Raw genomic sequence first — 18498 nt, 5'->3', positions numbered from 1 at the left:
ACCTTCACTATAGATGTTAATAGCTTACTACACAATACATCCAGTTAAGATTAGAAACTAATCCTACACAGGTTGAATTTTACGTAGTGAAACGCAACAAAATTCCGAAAATGTTGGGTTGAAGAACGAAACCCAACCTACTTTTGATTTTAACTATTAAAAGGAGAATTTAACCTTGTAAAACATAGGCTTTAGTCTGAAATGTATCGAGTTGAAAATATTGCAAATTTTCTACGGGCAGTTCTGCTATAGCTTCTTTGTTTTCATGTTCTAAAATAATTCTGGCAGAGATGCTAGATAACAGAACTTTCCACTGAATATTAGCCAAGGGTAAAATTATGGAAATTTCTATTGTTTCGCTGATATCTAATTCTTCTTCTATTAACAAGTTCATAGTCACCGTGGAGAGCAAAAGTTCGACATAATCAGTATCAATATTACTGACATATATTAGTAGAGTCATTTGTTGACTTTCAGGTTGAATCGCCAACATTTTAATTACATTTGCTAATTCTTCACATAATAAATCTTCTAGCTGATTCCAATCTGGAAAAATAATTAAGTTAGTATCTCTTAAGTTAAGATTTTCATTGAGATGCTCAGCCTGCTTCTTAATGAAAAGATTTTGTAATAACACTTCTATATCAGCAGAGTAAGAGCGACTATCCAGAAATCTAGGGAGTAACTGTATTTGCTTATAAATTTGATTCTTTTTATCTTGGCTGAATTCTGGTTTCGTTCCCAAGGTAATTGCTAGCTGAAGATATGATTCTTCTGTGTCAGCAATTAAATCAAAGATATTAATTTCTTGCAGCAGCGATGAACTAACTTTAGAATCAGCAGTATCACCTGCCATCACTACAGTTGGTAAGCCTATTTCCAAAGCGGCAATTAAAGAAGTTTTATCAGAACATGGATAAGTATCTAAATAAATATTTGCAAGCTTTAAGCAAGCTTTTAACTCAGTACGGTTTTGAATAGGTTCAAGAATTATTACTCTATCTTCAGTCAGATTGTATTTTTCAAAGGTAGCTGCTAAACGCTGCTTGAAAGCCTGAAATGGATAGGAGGATGAAGAAAATTTAAGATTAAATAGGTAAAGTACCAGTTTTGAGTTAGGAACACTAGCAATAACTTTTGCCCAAGTTGCTTCTACTTCAGGAAGAATCGTGTCAGCACCAGAAGCACAGATATAGACAATATCATTTTCATCAATACCTATACTTTGACGGCTGATACTTGTTGTACTAATCCCCTGTGCTTCTGTGGCAAAATCCCAACAAATCCCAGAACCACTCAAGGTCATTAATTTTTCAGTATAATGCTGGGTTGCTGGCCTTTCTAACTCACTCAATTTCCCAGAAATATAATAATCAACATTGCGTATTCCTGTTGTGACTAATGAATTAATATCGGCAATCTGGACTCTTGCCAGCCGATGTAAAGCCATGAAACTAATCTGAGTAGTTTTTAGGGTGATATTGTCAGCTATGTAGAGTATATCTAAGTCGTCGTCTCGGATAGTTTTAACCTGATTTTCTAAATCTGCAGGAAGTTGAATTCCAGCATCTGCATGACCAGAACAATAACGTTCCAAACGATGGCCGTTAGACCAGAAAGAATAAATAACGATTTCAAATATATCTCTATTCAAGTATTTATATAGAGGTAGAGTGGTGAAAGTTTCTGGACGTAGACCAAAACTTTCAGTCAGTATCCCTAAGCGAATTTTATTTCGTCCTGGCATTCTTTGGGGGAAATTATAATCTATTTCATAACCCTGATATTTTAGGGCAAACTCCATAATTTCGGCACGCTTAACACAAAGATATTTTAAATTTACTTGTGCTAAATAAAAAGGTATAAAACTAATCTGTTTTGTAAACACTATAGCAACTGTTTGCCAAAACTCAGAATTTGGTTGATTAAAAATTTGATTATGTAAATAATTTACCCATCGTTCCAGATACTGAGCAGATTTATTTACCTGTCCTATTTCTTGAAATAAGTAGGGATGCTCGAAGGTAAATTTCAAATAATCATCCAGGAGCCAATTAGGAATCTTTGTGAGGTCATACTGCAATGGTAATTGATATGGATAACAATACAGCATACTAGCTAGTAAATGCTGAATTGCCTTAGTGTCATCATATTTTGTATGCATTAGTGTGATTAATTCCTTTTGAATTAGTGTTTCAAGTGCAATAAAATTTTCATCTTTAATGCTACTATTGAGAAGATTTGTAATATATGTTTGGTTATATTGACTCGCTAAATTATCTTCAGTAAGATTAGACCACCAATGAGCAAGTCTTTTTCTTAATTCTGCTGTATCCCCACCAAACATTACTTTTTTGGTAAAATTATCAGCTTCGGCATCTCGAATTACAAATTCTGGGTGTTGTAATGGATAACTCATTGCCTTCACAGGTGTGTTAGCAAATGGACTTCTATTATCTTTGGTATGAACAGCATCTGCATTAAAGCCAATATTAGAAACTAAATTAGTACTGGGAATAATAGTTAAACCACTCTGAATCCAGCAAGCTAGTTTCCAGCGATAAGCCCAAGAGTTTATATATCCATCATAAGTATTTTGAAAAACATGTGTCCAATACTCTACTTCTTCAGAGTCTTGTAGTATATCAAAAAGCCAATTATTTTCTCTAATTTCTGGCCACTGTTTCATTTCAAAGTCATAATGTTGCCATGCTCGCTTCCAAGTTGCCCATCCCCAACAATCTATGTAGCGAGAAAAATAGTAACTATATTCCGTTTGCTGTAGCCCAAACTGGAAGTTAGTACCAGTAATTAACATAACTCGGTTATCATGGCGATAGTATTCTAGTAAATCTTCACAAAAACGAAAAAAAGTTGGTTCTGGCAAACAATCATCTTCTAGAATTATCGCTTCTTCAACGTTATTAAAAACCCAATCTAGTCCAGTGGAGACTCTTCGCTTAAGTCCCATATTTACATCAGAAAAGTTCTTGAGAACTTGACATTCCCAATCTACTTCGTCAATAATTGCACGGACAGCAGCACACTTTTCTACCTCACCTAATTTGTCAATTCGAGGCCCGTCTGAAACCACTAATAGTATGGGTGGTTTTACTTGGCGAATTGTCTGAAATACTTTTTCAGTAGTATCAGGTCTATTAAAAACAATTAAGCAGACAGGGGTTTTGATTTCCAAATTAATCATTGATAACTCTTAAGTAGAAAATGTTTGTTATTTTGTTAAAATTCAATTTTTAGGCAAATCAGTAAAAAAAGCTATATTTTTTGGGCATCTAATATTAGTGAAGTGTAATTAAGCTTGCCATTTATATTTCTTTCATCAAACCTGCTCGATCTATGTATCATCCCATCATCAGGATTCCAATCTCTAAAATAAAATTCTCCTTGCTCATCAAAATATTCAAGCAAATTGACTTTAAAACCTGCTATTTCAAAAATCTCTTTTAAGGAAATATAATTATAGAGAATTTTGTGATCTAGGGCACCAGCACCTACTCCTCCTGGTTTAACCCAGCTAATATATTCAGAATTTGGATGAAAACCATCTGGAACTGCAACTCTTATGTATCCACCAGATTTTAGGTATAGATAACAGTTTTGTGCTGCAATGATAGCCTCATTTTTAGTTAAATGTTCCCAAACGTGTTCGGCAAGAATTACATCTATTACCGATTTTGAGAACATATTTTGCCAATCTTCTGGTCGGAGCATATTTAGGTTATCAATATCTGTAGAGATCCAGCCAGTTTGGTTAACTCCAGCAGAACCAATAATAATTTTTAGTGCAGATGATGTATATTGATAACTATATTTAACTATATAGTTGGTTTGTTTTATAATAAAATTTAGTATTTCTTGTGTAGGAACAAAAGCAATGTAATTTTGATAAAAAGAATGTGAGTCTGTTACAATTTCACCTATTTCTCCATTGACCGTTATCTGATGGCACTCATAATCATGGTTTATAAGAATATCAAATGTATCTTTTGCTCTCCGAGACATACCTTCTAACATTTTTTGAGAAATTTCAAACTGGAGAAAGCGAATAGCTTTTTTTTGTAATAGTTGAATTGCCCCCTGTAAAACATCACTTTCTGCTCCTTCTACATCAATTTTGATAAAGTCTATATTTTGGATATTATTTTCTTGACAAAAAGTATCAATAGTCATACCTTCTATTTTCATACTTTTTGCTAGCGGTACATAATTTGATAATGTTGTTGGATCGATCATTTGAGGCTTACCTAAACTATTCCATGATGAGTACTCATCAGAAAATAAATTTATTTCCATTGGTTTATTTTCAGAATATACTACTCTTTGGTAAACATTGACGTTGATGCAATTATAAGCATCAAGGTTATTTTTCAGCTTTTTGAATGTGTTTGGTGTTGGCTCAAATGAATATACTTTGCCTGTATTGCCTACAAGTTTGCTTAACAAAATTGAATAACTGCCAATGTGAGCGCCAACATCAAAAACTGTCATACCAGGTTGCACTAATTTTTGCACTAGCAATTGTTCAGCTTTTTCATGAGCTAATAGAAAATCAGCTTTTGTAGGTAACTGGATTGGTGCATATCTATTAGTTTTACTATCTGAATGAATTTGGTATTGATCGTTGGCAGCTGTAATTGTTGTGCCTCGAATACTATTATGCAGAGAGACTTCAGGAAATAAAGGTGATACTTGTGCAGTTACATCTGTTAACGTGCGAATATATACTCCAAAAATATCTCTGAATATCACACTATGGCTAATCCGTTGGCACTGAAAACCTGGGTTAAGATAATAGTTCCAAGGTCTTATTTTATCAAAACTATGAAAATGATAGAAAATTAGGTATTTTTCATCAATCCACACATGATTGTTGTGTGCATTGACTTGGTATTGATCGATATTCCAACTTGCAACATTAGCTCCTTTATGCTGCAAAACAACAACATTTTCAAAACGAATAGTCCAGTCATCCAAGTATTTTTGATCGGCAAATCGATTGTCTTCTACTCGGTCATAACACCATTCAAGACAACGTTCCCGATACCAACGTAGGCATGATAATCCAGAATCATCGCGTCTGAAAGAAAGCCAACCCACATTGTAAATACCAAACTTGACTAAGTGTTGTAGTTCAGGGGAGAAACGATGCTCGATAATTGCTATAGAGTTATTACTAATTTCTTGATAAAGTGGGGCTGGACTTGAATAAAAATATAAATCAGCATCTAAATATGTAATTAAGTTTACCTCTGAACAGTTATTGAGAATGTATAATGGCAAAATTGGGGTGCAGGTAAAATAATATTCAATTAATGTTCGGTTTTGCTTGGCTATGAGAAGTTGGTTATCATGTTTTTCCAAATCTTCTAAAGAAATTAAATAAATGTCTGGTAAATTTAGTTCTGTAAGAATGTTATAGCAAGTCTGGTTTAAGCATAAAACCCAAAGTTTAAATTCAGGGCAATACTCTTTTAAAGAACGATAAAGAGCTAATCCTCTTGGTAAGTAGCGATGATCGAAGTAGGTGCAAAAATAGTACATTAATTTGTCTCCAGTTTCTGGTTGTGCCAGAGAGCAATGACTTCACTGATGTATTCAGCTTGTTCAGCATTTATATAAGGATGCATTGGTAAGCTTAAAATTTCGCGGCTAATTTGTTCAGTATTGTTGAGTTCTTGTTTGGCTATCAGTACGCGGCTTTGATAGGCTGGCTGTAAGTGAACTGGGACTGGGTAGTGAATTAGTGTACCGATCGCGTATTCTTTGAGAAATGCTTTAATATCATCTCGCTTTTGGCTACGGACAACGTACTGATGATAAACATGCTCTACTTCACTCTGTTGCTCAGGTAAAACTAAGGATGTAGTAGCAAGTAGTTGATTGTATGTATTAGCTAGTTGGTGACGTTGGGCGTTTTCTCCATCGAGATATCGCAGTTTTACTCGTAAAATAGTGGCTTGGAGTTCATCTAATCGAGTATTCATTCCTGGGATTTTGCTGATATATCGCTCATGCCAACCATATTCCCGTAGGGATCGTACTTTTTGTGCCAAGTTCAGATCGTTTGTCACTACTGCTCCACCATCACCTAAAGCACCTAGATTTTTGGTAGGATAAAAACTAAATGCAGCTAAGTCTCCCCAAGTGCCAGTTTTACGCCCCTTATACTCGGCACCGTGAGATTGGGCACAATCTTCAACTACATACAATTCATAACGTCTGGCTAGTTCTGTGATCGCTTGAATATTAGCTGGATGACCATAAAGATGAACCGGAATAATCGCCTTGAGCAAAGCTTTTGGCGATTTTGTATTTAATATCTCGACAATGGTTTCTTCTAGACAATTGATATCAAGGTTGTAAGTTTGGGGATCGATATCTACTAAAACAGGGGTAGCTCCAACCAGTTCAATCGCCGCTACAGTGGCCACAGCTGTATGAGATACAGTAATCACAGCGTCACCTACTCCAATACCCAAGCTGCGTAAGGCTATTGCTAATGCATCAGTACCATTAGCAACACCAATTGCATTTTTAACATTAAGATAAGAGGCGAACTCTTGCTCAAAAGCTTCTACTTGCTGACCTAGTATGTACCAACCGCTATTTAATACCTGATGGATAGCGGCATCAATTTCGGACTGATGGGCTTGATAACTAGCTTGAGGATCTGTTTGGTGAATCGGAGTTTGGCGTTGGACGATCATAGATATTGCATTAAATTTTGACGGTAAAAACTTAAGGTTTTTGCTAATCCCTCATGCAGAGGCACTTTTATCTGCCATCCCAGCACAGAGTGAATTAGGCTGTAATCGGCATAGTAATCTCCAATATCAATCCGTTGGCGCTCTGCTGGAAATGAACGCACTGAGTACTCTCCACCGCCATTAATTTTTATTAACAAGTCTGATAATGCCTTTAAGCTAATCGCACAATCTCCACCCAAATTAAAAACTTTACCCTTAGCTTCTGGACTAGAAGCCGCTAGCAAAAGAGCATCTACTGCGTCATCTACATAAGTGAAATCTCGCAACTGCTCTCCGTCCCAAACTTCAAAAGGCTTGCCTTCAACCAAACAGCGAATCCAGATGCCTAAAAAGGTTTGGCGAGTGTCTTTGATTCGCATATGTGGGCCATAAGTATTAGTCAAACGCAATGCACAACTACGAATGTTGTAGACATTGTTATAGAGAATGTGATACCACTCACCCGCCATCTTATTGATACCGTTCACGTCTACTGGACGCAGGGGGTGCTTTTCATCTACAGGAAGGTAATCAGGTTTGCCATATATTTGACGAGTACTGGCAAAAACAATTTCAATTTCTGGGTTGTATTTGCGGCAGGCTTCTAAAATTGCAAGTTGCGATCTGCAGTTAATTTCTAAATCCGTTTCTGGATCTTTCATCGAATCCAAGTGGCTGGTTTGCCCTGCAAGGTTAAATAAGTAATTCTGCCCATTTAGTAAATAGCGCATACTATGTGGATCCCGCACATCAGAAATATTAACTTGTACTTTGTCTTTTAACCCAGCAATATTTAACAAATTACCACCATATTCTGGAATCAAGCTATCAATGAGAGAAACTTCAGATCCCAGTTCCACTAATCGTCGAGCTAAGTTACTGCCGATAAAACCTAAACCCCCTGTAATCAGAGCCTTACGCCCTTTAAAAATATTATTCATATTTTTGAACTATCCATTTGTGGACGAAAAAGAAACCCACGACATTCGCCTGCTTCTGGTGCGTCGTGTACCACAAATCTTTCTTCAATCAGGAACTCTCTGACTAACTTCATCTGTAAATTAATTACATAATTTAAAAACTCTTCCCGATTCAGGAACCACCCCATATATTCGGTATGATATCCATATATATAAGGTCTTTGAACAACTACAAACGATGCTGCTCGATGAACGATTGGCATCCGAGTAATATACAAATAAGAACGACTGACAGCAGCAAGTTTTTTAGCAATTTGCTGCCAAAATTCTGAGTATTGTAAGGACGAGCTTGCTAATACTAAATCATAACTTTGCTCAAAGCAATCTTCTTCGTCATCAAAAAATTTTACTTGTGGTAATACTTCTCGACCGCCTTTACAAATAACAGGTAATTCTTTGCAGTAATAATCTATTTCTAAATGAGGCATTAGTATTTTACTAATTAGGTAATAATTTCCTATACCTCCGCCCCAATCAAGGATAGAAATGCGATCTTTTTGATGTGCAGCTAAAGCCAGAACATACGCATAAATTATATAGGTGTTATGCACTGAATAGCTATTTGTCAATGGACTAGAAGTTTCAAGTAGTTTCAAAAGTTCACAAAAATTTTGGCGACGGATTTGCAATATGCTTTCAACATCCCAGCCTTTTATATGAAAGTCTTTAGTCGCCCAACCATTTGGTAAATACTCCCAATCTCGGGGTGTAACACACTCATACTGCATTGCGACTATTTCATCCACAAAGGCTTGTTCTACTTTTGTTAAAAATTCACTCTTAATATTATTTTTTAATAAAAACTTATATAATTTTCCTTGAGTATCTGAATAGTTATTCTTGAGGTTATTTTCTGATGTATTTAACCAATTACTGGCAATTTCATTACGTAATAATTGTAATTTATTTAATCCTAAATTATAATTTTCTAATTGCTGATATTGTTCAAAACTTTCGGCTAGATTTTCTATTGTAATCATATAAATTATAATTATTTAAATGTTTAATTTTTATCTAGTTGGAAATATGTTTGTTATTTAGTTAATACTGTTTAATCTATCTATACTTACAACTAAAAAATATGAGTTTTTCAAGTTAGATACTTAAAAATGGTACTGAAAGAGGAATTAATTATCGCTCTTTCCTTGTTGCTTCTTAATCTGCTCTAATACAACTTTGTAATCTTCTCTTTCTGGATGTAACTTTACTAGCTTCTCCAAAAGTTCCATCGCACCTTTAGCATCCTTTAATTGCAACCGCAACAACGATAGTTTTTCTAAGGCAAGTTGATTTTCTGGTTCCCGTTGTAAAACCAACTCGTAGCCCCGTACCTGATGCTGTAACGCTGACTCAGCAGAAACAGACGCACTTGCCGACTTGGGACTTTCAATAGCCTGTTGGATTGCTGGAATAGCAGCAAACGCCGTAGAACCAACAAACGACACTATCGACACTATCGTTAAAATTCTTTGTCGCCGCTCAATCTGCTTTTTGCGGGAAATTAAGTATTCTTCCCCCTTCCCTGGCATGTCTTAATAATTGCTGTGGTAAATACTTAGGTATCAGCAAGCCTCCCGTTATGAGGATACCCACCTGTTCAATAGAAACTAACATTTTGGCTGAAAATTTTTCACACAAAATTCAAAAGCCAGCTTGGAATCCAACCGAAGTTTATGGTAAAACAATATTCCACAGAGAATTGCCCCTTCAGATTCAAAGCAAAACACTTTCCTGTACGTAAATAGGGGAACCCTACAGGTTTTTTTTCTAGCCTAAATATTAAGATTATATGAAGATTTGCTATAAATTTGCCTAATGATAGATGTTTGCGATATTGTAAATAACGTCTAAATTAAGATAGACAGCAGACATTCTTACTCAATTGCAAACTTCACAGTTCAGTCAAAACTTTGAAATTAGCCTGTTGAGCGTTCCATCGCTAATTCGACAAGCACACCTATTTTTTGTGACTAAAATAAATAAACTTTTCCCAGTCGTCCTCACTCAGGCTAGCAGTGCAACTTCCCCTTTATCCCCCTCATCTATTAACCCTTGCTCAATTTATGCAATAAGTTCAAGGTGTGCATAGCATAATTAGAGTATTCTGGTGGTGATTACCGTACAAAAAGGAATTTATCAGTAACTTAGTAGAGTTTGTTATGGTATAGTTAGAGAGTTAAGACTAGCTTTACCAAATTACACCACTCTACGAGCCGGCAACAATTGCAGAATGGAAAGCAGTTTTAATTAAGCATTTACCAAATAAAATCTGAATTCAATCGAGGTTATGATTCAGCAAGTAATTCACCCAATGGTGAAATTGCAGCGTAACGTGCAATCACTCATAGAATCGAATATTATCAAGCCTAGCGATAGTATCTGGAAAATAGCTTTGCTCTACGGCAACGAATGGCAGCATTGGAAGCAAGAACTGCTTGACTTTGGCTTTAGTATGCAAGACCCAATTAGTGAATTGTTAGCTGTAGAAGCTTGGGATGAAGAGTAGGGATTCAGAAGTTGGGATTGGGGATTAGAAAACTATTTAATCCTTGTCCTCAGTCTCCAGTCTCTAATCCCTAGTCAGCAGTCCCCACAATTAACTGCTAATAGTTCAGTGCTTAATCCCCACTAGTCAGTAACTAGTCCCAAGTCCCTTTATTGACAAGCAGCCAGGGCCGTAGCTAATTCCTTGGCAGTCTGATAGCGATCGCGTGGCAATGGTTCGGTAACGCGGTCAATAACATCTCTTAATTGCGAACTAATGGTGGGAACTTTTGCCACATCAAACCTGAAGTGTCGTCCTCGTTGGCGGTAATACTTGAAGGGGTTTTCGCTTGTGAGCAGAAAAATCAGCGTTGGGCCAATTGCATACAAATCAGATTGCGTCAAAGGTTGTCCTCGCTCTTGTTCGGGAGCGCAGTAACCTTCCGCCCCAATACGAGTACCGGGCGCTGTGCCAATTTCCTTAACTGCGCCAAAATCCAGCACCACTATCCTATTTTGAAAACTTCGCACCATTAAATTGGCGGGTTTAATATCGCGGTGAATCAGCGGAGGCTCTTGGGTATGAAGATAGTCTAGGATATCGCAGGTTTGGATCATCCAAGCGATCGCTTGGCTTGGGGTTACCGGGCCAGTGGTAAAAATACATTTCTCTAAATCTTGTCCGTGGATTAGTTCCATTGCCAAGTATTTTTTTCCGCCTTCCACAAAGAAGTCATAATACTTGGGAATTCCAGGATGTTTCAGAGATTTAAGAGTATACGCCTCTCGCTCAAATAATTCTTGAGCTTTGGCAATTCTCACCATATCAGCATTCATTTCCTTCAACACCAGCAGTTGTGGCGTACCTGCAATCAAACCAGCCGCATCCCAAGCGAGATATGTAGTACCCATTCCTCCTTGTCCCAGAGTTCGCAACACCTGATAATGGCGAATCGTCTGTTGCACTGAGAGGGGTTGACCGCAGTGGATGCAAAAAAGATTGTTCGGAGAGTTTCCCTCGTGGGTGCACGTGTAAGGTAAAATCCCTGGATTTTTTGCTGAAGAGACTGTTGGAGCTACGTTTTCTACCGTCCCTTGCATCTGATGCCAAGGCAACCAAACCTCCGGTTGTGTTACCTCCTGGATTTGGAATTGGAGTATTGGGCCTCCCTGTGCCAGTTGCAAAAGCGAATTATCTAGTAGCGGACTTTGAATCACTAGGACACCATTGAGGAAAGTCCCATTTGTACCCTGGCTAATCAGTTGCCAATCACCGCCATTGTTGACAGAATCGACTTGTCTAAGTTCTAGATGATGCCGAGAAACCAAGCTATCAGTTAAAACAACATGATTGTCTGCTGCTCGGCCAATCCGAATGATGGAAGAGTTTTCAAAGCACCACTGATGGAGCGGTGTTTTCTGTTGCGGTTCTAACAGGGTCAGAATAACCACAATACAACCTACAAGGTAAGAGGACTGGGGAAGGTGGGGCCCCTGAAGGGGATAAGGGGTAATGGGGAAGGTGGGTCCCCTTCAGGGGATAAGGGGTAATGGGGAAGGTGGGGGGCCCCTGAAGGGGATAAGGGGTAATGGGGATTGGGTATAAATAATTTTATCCTAGTCCCCACCCATCACTACCTAGTCCCTAGTCCCCAATACCTAGTTCCCAGCCACTTTTTTAACTTTCGAGATTTGGGCGCACTTTTGCCCGAATCAGTATAGCAGTAATGTTGTCATGACCATTGTGTTGGTTGGCTAAATCAATTAACTCTGTGACGCCGCGTTCTAAGTTAGCACCAGAACTAAGCAAGGGTTCTAAGTGAGTTTGCCAATGGGTTTCTAGTAAATCATTGTCTGATAGACCGTCCGATGCCAACACTAGAAGCGTGTCTTCGTTGATCTCGAAAAAGCCCACATCAGGATTAATCGAGTTTTCATCACGGGGTCCTAAGGCTTGGGTCAGTTGGTAGGCATCGGGTCGGGCATAAGCTATACTTGCTTCCACTCCCCTAGTAATTTCCCGTTGTCCAACTTCGTGATCTACTGTGACTTGTTTTAATCCGTGCTTGCGAGTCAGGCGATAAAGACGGCTATCTCCCACATGAGCAACTGCTACTTGAGTGTCTTGAATTAACAGCATTACCAGAGTTGTACCCATGCGCCCAACTCCAGAACGAGCATCTTGTTGATTGAGTTTGTAAATCGCCTCATTGGCTAAATAAACTGCCTCACGAATGGTATTTTCTGTTGGCAGCTGATTAGCAATCCAGTGTTCTTGGAAATATTGCCTGAGAGTGTTGACTGCCAACTCGCTGGCTACTTCACCACCAGCGTGTCCACCCATACCATCACAGAGGATATACAAACCATGCCCTTGAAGGATTCGAGTTTTGGGTAACTCCACTTTATCAATTTTAGTTTCAATACCAAAGTAGTCTTCATTATGGTGACGTTGACGCCCTACATCTGTGCGTCCTGCATCTTCCAAGCTACTTAATTGCATCGCCAGCACAACAGTTGGCATATCATCAGTTTTACTAATGATATCTTCTGGTTCATCTGATTGCAGGATAGTAGGCACAACAGTATGTTTCTCCTCTATTGGGGGCAAAGTTGCGCTTCCTAGTGCTTCCAGTTCTACGGAGATTTCCTGCAAACGCGATCGCAACTGGGCGATCATTTCAATTTTACCTGCCTCTAAATCCCCTAACATCTGCACTACAGAGCCAAACTGAGTGCGTTGTGTCTGTCTAAATAGTGTTTGCCAAATCCGTCCCAAAGCTTGGATAGTTAACGGTTGTTTTGGAATAGCAGATATTTGGGCTTGGCCATCTTCTGATGAGTTGGCACTAAGCTGACTATTTCCTGATTCCACATACAATCTTCGTAGTGCCAACGTTTGGTCTTCATCCAATCGCAAATTCGACAATTCCAACAGACTTTGACAACAATTTACTGGTTCCAATGCCACCCAAAGTTGGGTCATTTGATAACACCAGTGTAAAATTTTTAACGAACTAGTTGTCTCTTCTTGCCATAAATCAAGTAAAAGCTGCCAATCCGAGCGGTCTTCGATTAGTAGTACCTGTATATCATCTTGCTGCCATGCATCGTGAATCAGCGGTATTCCTGGCTGACCTTGATATTGTAAGGCAATATAAACTTGAGCAAGGCTAGGAATCGCATCTGCTGCCACTGATGGCATTAATAGATCTGATCGCTGATTTTCTAATATTGCTTCAATTGGTGATATTTGATACGGCTGACAATCTAGAACTCTCGCCTCTACCTCAGTAATATTTTCTAGACTAGGTAACGTGTCTAACAATTGATAGCGCTGCTGAGGATCTAAATAGGAGCCTAATGTAATTTCAGGACTAAGCGGCGAAGAAGATGAGGGGGATGAGGAGGATGAGGGAGATAACAGAGAATTTACTTCCCCTACTTCCCCTACTTCCCCTGCTTCCCCTGCTTCCCCATTTGTCCGATCTCCAGTTACTTGCTGAGCAATAATTGCCCAAAATACTGTTCCACATTGCGTACCACAGTTGTGACAACGTAGTGCATTCAAAGGAACATCAGTACTGCATTCAGGACAGACTCTGTGAGTCAGGGATGTGCCACATTTTTGACAAAATTTATTAGCATTAGGGTTTTCAAATTTACACTGAGGGCAAATCAGCATAGTGGAAGTTCCTTAATTCCCGTTCTAAGGTGGTTCTAGCCACTAAGATCCAAGGTGCCACAATTGGCTGCCCCTGACTACAGTAGACTTACAATAGATTGTAATTTTAACAGTGAATTTTAGTGGCAGTATTAATTCTGACGCATAAAATATTTTAGATATTAGCAGTTAATTCTGGCAATTAGCGACTAGGAACTAAGGACTGGGGATTAGGAACTAGGATAAAATTCTTTATACTTAATATCCAAATACCCAGTACACAATTCCCTAGATCCAAGATTCTGGCAATTGTGGAGGTTCAGCATTAAACCATTTTTGATAAATTTGCTTGTAAGTGCCGTTGGATAACGAAGTGGCTATGGCTTTATTAATTGTATTTAGGTAGGGGGAATCTTTAGGTGTGGCAATGCCATAGTATTCTTGGGTGAGTAAGTCGGCAACAACTTTGATGCCTTTGAGTTTGCCATTTTTAATCGCATACAAAGTAGCGAAAGCATCGCTAACCACAGCATCAACATTGCCATTGAGCAAGTCTTGGAAAAATTCTGGTCCAGAATTAAAAGTGCTAATTTTGGCGTTGGGGATGGTTTTAGCAAAATCTGCCCCAGTGGAACCTATTTGTACAGCAATTTTTTGACCCTGGAGAGTTTTGAAGTCTTTAATATTGTGGTTATCTTGGCGTACAGCGATCGCTAGTCCGGCTTTAAAATAAGGTCGGGAAAAAGCAATTGTTTTCAGGCGTTCTGTGGTAATTGTAATCCCACTAATTGCAGCATCAACTCTTTTGGCTTGCAAAGTCGATATCATGCCATCAAAGGGCAGATTTTCAAACTTAACTCTAAAACCTGCAATTTGAGCGATCGCATTCATCAAATCAATATCAAAGCCATCTAACTTACCACTAGCTGTTTGGATTTCAAAAGGGATAAAGGTAGGATCTGTAGCAACCTTGAGAAATTTAGCATCTTGGTTGGTACTGGGTTTTAAACTGTTACAAGCAAGAATCAGTAGCAGACACCCTAAACTCAGAATTAGCTGTTGCCACTTGCACTTAATCAATTTCACTGTAGTAATTCTGTTGTATCAGTTTCATTTGGTGTTAATTGCCACAAAATATTAGTGCCAAAGTAGTAAAAAGTGCTTGTGCAGAACATGGCATGGCTGGAAATACATATCAGTGGGCTGCCGTCTCCTGGATCTGATGAGTGGAGACGGAGCCTCCTAAATATACGCTCCTATCCAGAGCATGGGAACAAATTAGAAAAGTCAGGCTCAGTACCAATTAGTGCGGGTGACGACGGTTCCGGTGCCGCAGACTAGGGCCGCGCGGGAGAGGCGACCACCGAGGTTATTGCCGACCTTTGTGTAGGCAAAGTTAATGCCCGGATCGACGGTCTCACCAACATAGTCCCAGCTACTCGGGTTGGGATTACTACTTCGGGTGCGATCAAGGTAGACTCGGCAGTAGGGCGGTGCGTTCTCGATTCGTGCAAATGAACCACATTTGCCGTTGTAAAAGTACTTCAGTGTGATAGTGCTTCCAGTCCAAGTTGCCTTCTTGGTCTGCAACAGGCTATAACGGCAGGGCGTAGACTCCGGGTATTTACCTTCGTAGGTATAATTCGGATAGCCTGGACTGTTGAACGGCGCAGCCTGAGCGTCGCTTGCAAACGCTAACGACGTGGAAACGAGCAGGCCAACAACGCTGGTGATTGTCCTGATTCGCATGAGTAGTTTTCAAATTAGATTTTAAATTTATTCATTAGATTAACTGTTTCTAGTAAGTAGGCAAAAAAATTTTTCCAGTATTTAACAAAAATTAAATTAAAGTAATTAACTCTATTTATTTACTCTGAAAAAATAAAAATAAAAGCCTATTTTTTAACTATAAATTCAGCGAAAATGAAGCGTTTATTTGATAAAATAATTCTGAATCAAGGTTTTTAATAAAAGTTTTATACTCAAAACCAGTCGTTTCAAGATGTAATCATAAAATCTTAGTTCTCACACTTAAATCTGTGCTTTCCTCTCTATGGTCACTTTGACGCCAGTTGCTTCTCGTATCAAAGACGGTACGCGAACAAGTCAACAAACCCCCAACTACTGGCTCCTGAAGTTTGAAACGCGTCTATGCAACTGTCTTCCTCGTATCTATATGATTGAGAAAGTATTTTATTTAATTTATTAAATATACATAACACAAAGATGAAAAGAATTATTGTCTAAAAATTTTACCTACTTTGAAAGGGTTATTCCTAAATCCTTAAAAAATTTGTTCTAAGCGCTGGAAATCTCGTTGCACTTCATACCACAAACTTTTATTGTGGGGGTCTGTCTTCAAGGCTTTTTTGAGATAAATTCTGGCTTTGAGCAGCTGATTTTCAGAAATCAATGCCCGTCCCCAAATTTGATAGGCAACTGCTAGCCATTGGCGGACTTCTGCATCCCCTGATAACCGATCTGATAAAGCTTCTGCCAGAGCGATCGCTTGAGGAAATCGTCTTTCTTGCAAAAATCGCTGCAACTGCTCATAAGTCTTCCACTTTAGCCGCTGTTCTATTTCCACCAAATTAGGCGGCTTTGGTGTCGCCGGTGGGTGAGTTGTCACCTTTGTTGCTGGTGTTTTCTCCCGATAGGTTGCCCTGGGGCGATCGCGTCCAGATGTTGACACCTGATTTGCATGTGCGGCTGTTTCCTCTGGCAGTACTACCGTCAGCAGGAGTTTGTAAGCCTCTGTCAAGGCAATAAATTTATCTTTGGCTTTGTTGTCATCTGGGTTGATATCAGGATGATATTGCTGCGCCAGTCGTCGATAAGACGCTTTGATGTCAGCAAAAGAGGCTCCTGACCTTAAACCCAATAGACGGTAGCAATCTCCAAGATCCATCTTGAGCTATGAGCTATCGAATATTTAGCTAGCGGCTATCAGCTATGAAGCTCAAAGCCTGAGATTTTAATCATAAAGGTTAATTTACTATTTTAAAGTTCAATTTTGACAGTTTTTTGGGGACTGGAGAGTAGGGAGTGGGAAGTCGGGAGTTAGGGGTTAGGAATTATTTCTCCCTTATCTTCCGGTTAGTGAGCGTAGCGTCTCGTAGAGAAGTCGAACCACATCTTTCCCTATTCCCTATTCCTCATTCTTACGGTCTCTCTTCAATCACACGGTCAATTAAACCGTATTCTTTAGCTTCTTGGGCAGACATGAAAAAGTCACGATCCATGTCTTTTTCTATTTTTGCTATGGTTTGACCAGTGTTGTCAGCATAAATTTGATTTAGCTGGTTACGAATCCGGAGAATCTCTTTAGCTTCAATTTCAATATCAGTTGCTTGCCCACGGGTACCACCAGAAGGTTGGTGAATCATAATCCGTGAGTGAGGTAATGCTAGGCGTTTACCTTTGGCTCCACCTGCTAAAAGAAAAGACCCCATAGAGGCTGCAAGACCCGTGCATATAGTTACCACATCTGATTTGATGTGTTGCATGGTGTCATAAATTGCCAGCCCAGAGGTGACCATACCACCAGGGGAATTGATGTATATGTAAATATCTTTACCCGGATCTTCTGAATCCAGATATAGTAAGAAGGCTATAATTTCGTTGGCAATTTTATCATCAATTTCTTCTCCCAAAAAAATAATTCGTTCCAGGGAAAGACGAGTATAAATGTGAACCCATTCTTCCATCTGTCCCCCTGGCAACCGATAGGGAACGCTAGGGTAACCAATAGGCATAATTTGCTCCGTTATTACAATGATTTATATGAAAGATGAAGCCTGGTAACTCCTGTGGGTAGAGTGAGTTGAAATTCCAACAAATCAGACTCACTTCATTTTTTAAAGGACACTAGCAGGTAATGGGGGATTGGCTAGTTCTTCTTTTTCAAAAACTCGGTCAATCAAACCGTATTCTTTAGCTTGATAAGGAGTCATATATAATAGACGATCCATATCTTTGCTAATTTTTTCTGGTGCCTGTTCAGTGTTGCGAGACAGAATGTCAATCATTGCTGTCTTGTTGACTAAAACTTCCTTTGCCCGGATTTGGATGTCCGTTGCTTGACCTTGGGCGAAACTCTTAGGTTGGTGCAGAATAATCGAAGCATGGGGTAAGCTAGCACGGCAACCTTTTGTACCAGCACTGAGGAGCATCGCTGCCATACCCATCGCGGAGCCAATGCAGATGGTGTGGATCGGAGGCTTGATATATTTCATTGTGTCATAGATGGCAAAGGCTTCGGTTTCAAAGCCAATCGGTTCGCCACTATAACCAGAAGTGCCTGTAGAGTTGATGTAAATTTTAATTGGTTTGTCTGGGTCATCGGACTGCAAATACAGGAGTTCGGCGATGATCAGTTTGGTGATTTGGGGAACTAAAGGAGTTCCTAAGTAGACAATTCGCTCTTTTAATAATAGAGACGGTAAATCTGGCGGCGGTTTCCGGTAAAATCGATCGCCGTAATAAGGGGATTGAACAGCCTTGATGGCGGAAATGTCCATAGCAACTGATCACCTGAAATTATGCCGTTAACTGTAATACATCCTAGCGTGATGCCAACTCTGTTCAAGGTGTGGATTTCTCC

Annotated in this window: 14 protein-coding genes; 1 reads left to right on the top strand and 13 read right to left on the bottom strand. The window is 39.1% G+C overall.

Features of this window, described 5'->3' with window-relative positions; all coding sequences use genetic code 11:
- Positions 1-169: 169 nt before the first annotated feature.
- The 6 genes from FCR06_RS32425 to FCR06_RS05750 all read right to left on the bottom strand — a co-directional run bounded on the left by FCR06_RS32425 (position 170) and on the right by FCR06_RS05750 (position 9276).
- Positions 170-3205: a hypothetical protein gene (locus FCR06_RS32425; RefSeq protein ID WP_189523332.1), complete on the bottom strand. Its 3036-nt coding sequence runs from the start codon at positions 3203-3205 to the stop codon at positions 170-172.
- Between the two features lie 71 nt (positions 3206-3276).
- A complete protein-coding gene (locus FCR06_RS05770; protein WP_138497894.1) occupies positions 3277-5562 on the bottom strand; it encodes an FkbM family methyltransferase in 2286 nt (761 codons plus the stop codon).
- Positions 5562-6728, bottom strand: coding sequence for a DegT/DnrJ/EryC1/StrS family aminotransferase (locus tag FCR06_RS05765; RefSeq protein WP_138497893.1), 1167 nt, complete (start codon positions 6726-6728; stop codon positions 5562-5564). Before FCR06_RS05765 ends, FCR06_RS05770 begins: the two co-directional genes overlap by 1 nt.
- The gene (locus tag FCR06_RS05760; RefSeq protein WP_138497892.1) at positions 6725-7708 is read right to left on the bottom strand and encodes an NAD-dependent epimerase/dehydratase family protein; all 984 of its coding nucleotides are present in this window, start codon (positions 7706-7708) and stop codon (positions 6725-6727) included. The genes FCR06_RS05765 and FCR06_RS05760 overlap by 4 nt, the downstream gene beginning before the upstream one ends.
- Positions 7705-8727, bottom strand: coding sequence for a methyltransferase, TIGR04325 family (locus FCR06_RS05755; protein ID WP_138497891.1), 1023 nt, complete (start codon positions 8725-8727; stop codon positions 7705-7707). Before FCR06_RS05755 ends, FCR06_RS05760 begins: the two co-directional genes overlap by 4 nt.
- A 147-nt stretch (positions 8728-8874) precedes the next feature.
- On the bottom strand, positions 8875-9276 hold the full coding sequence (locus FCR06_RS05750; protein WP_138497890.1) for a tetratricopeptide repeat protein: 402 nt from the start codon (positions 9274-9276) through the stop codon (positions 8875-8877).
- Between the two features lie 758 nt (positions 9277-10034).
- Here FCR06_RS05750 and FCR06_RS05745 point away from each other — a divergent pair.
- Positions 10035-10253 carry a DUF4327 family protein gene (locus tag FCR06_RS05745; protein ID WP_138497889.1) on the top strand — a complete coding sequence of 73 codons (219 nt, stop codon included), beginning with the start codon at positions 10035-10037 and terminating at the stop codon, positions 10251-10253.
- A gap of 149 nt (positions 10254-10402) precedes the next feature.
- Here FCR06_RS05745 and FCR06_RS05740 read toward each other — a convergent pair whose 3' ends face one another.
- The 7 genes from FCR06_RS05740 to FCR06_RS05710 form a co-directional block, all read right to left on the bottom strand.
- Positions 10403-11683, bottom strand: coding sequence for a protein kinase domain-containing protein (locus FCR06_RS05740; RefSeq protein ID WP_138497888.1), 1281 nt, complete (start codon positions 11681-11683; stop codon positions 10403-10405).
- Positions 11684-11909: 226 nt separating this feature from the next.
- Entirely contained in the window at positions 11910-13916 is a 2007-nt protein-coding gene (locus tag FCR06_RS05735; RefSeq protein WP_138497887.1) for a serine/threonine phosphatase, read from the bottom strand.
- Positions 13917-14183: 267 nt separating this feature from the next.
- Positions 14184-14981 carry a basic amino acid ABC transporter substrate-binding protein gene (locus tag FCR06_RS05730; RefSeq protein WP_138497886.1) on the bottom strand — a complete coding sequence of 266 codons (798 nt, stop codon included), beginning with the start codon at positions 14979-14981 and terminating at the stop codon, positions 14184-14186.
- A 207-nt stretch (positions 14982-15188) separates the two neighbouring features.
- Complete coding sequence (locus tag FCR06_RS05725; protein ID WP_138497885.1) at positions 15189-15644, bottom strand: hypothetical protein; 456 nt, start codon at positions 15642-15644, stop codon at positions 15189-15191.
- A gap of 535 nt (positions 15645-16179) precedes the next feature.
- The gene (locus FCR06_RS05720; protein ID WP_138497884.1) at positions 16180-16803 is read right to left on the bottom strand and encodes a J domain-containing protein; all 624 of its coding nucleotides are present in this window, start codon (positions 16801-16803) and stop codon (positions 16180-16182) included.
- 253 nt (positions 16804-17056) lie between these two features.
- Entirely contained in the window at positions 17057-17650 is a 594-nt protein-coding gene (locus tag FCR06_RS05715; protein ID WP_138497883.1) for an ATP-dependent Clp protease proteolytic subunit, read from the bottom strand.
- Positions 17651-17752: 102 nt separating this feature from the next.
- The gene (locus FCR06_RS05710) at positions 17753-18415 is read right to left on the bottom strand and encodes an ATP-dependent Clp protease proteolytic subunit (RefSeq protein WP_138497882.1); all 663 of its coding nucleotides are present in this window, start codon (positions 18413-18415) and stop codon (positions 17753-17755) included.
- Between the last annotated feature and the right edge of the window lie 83 nt (positions 18416-18498).

Source organism: Nostoc sp. PA-18-2419 (genome assembly GCF_005869855.1).
Lineage (GTDB): Bacteria > Cyanobacteriota > Cyanobacteriia > Cyanobacteriales > Nostocaceae > Nostoc.
The sequence above is the reverse complement of the archived record's forward strand: the minus strand, read 5'-3'. Positions and strand labels throughout refer to the sequence as shown.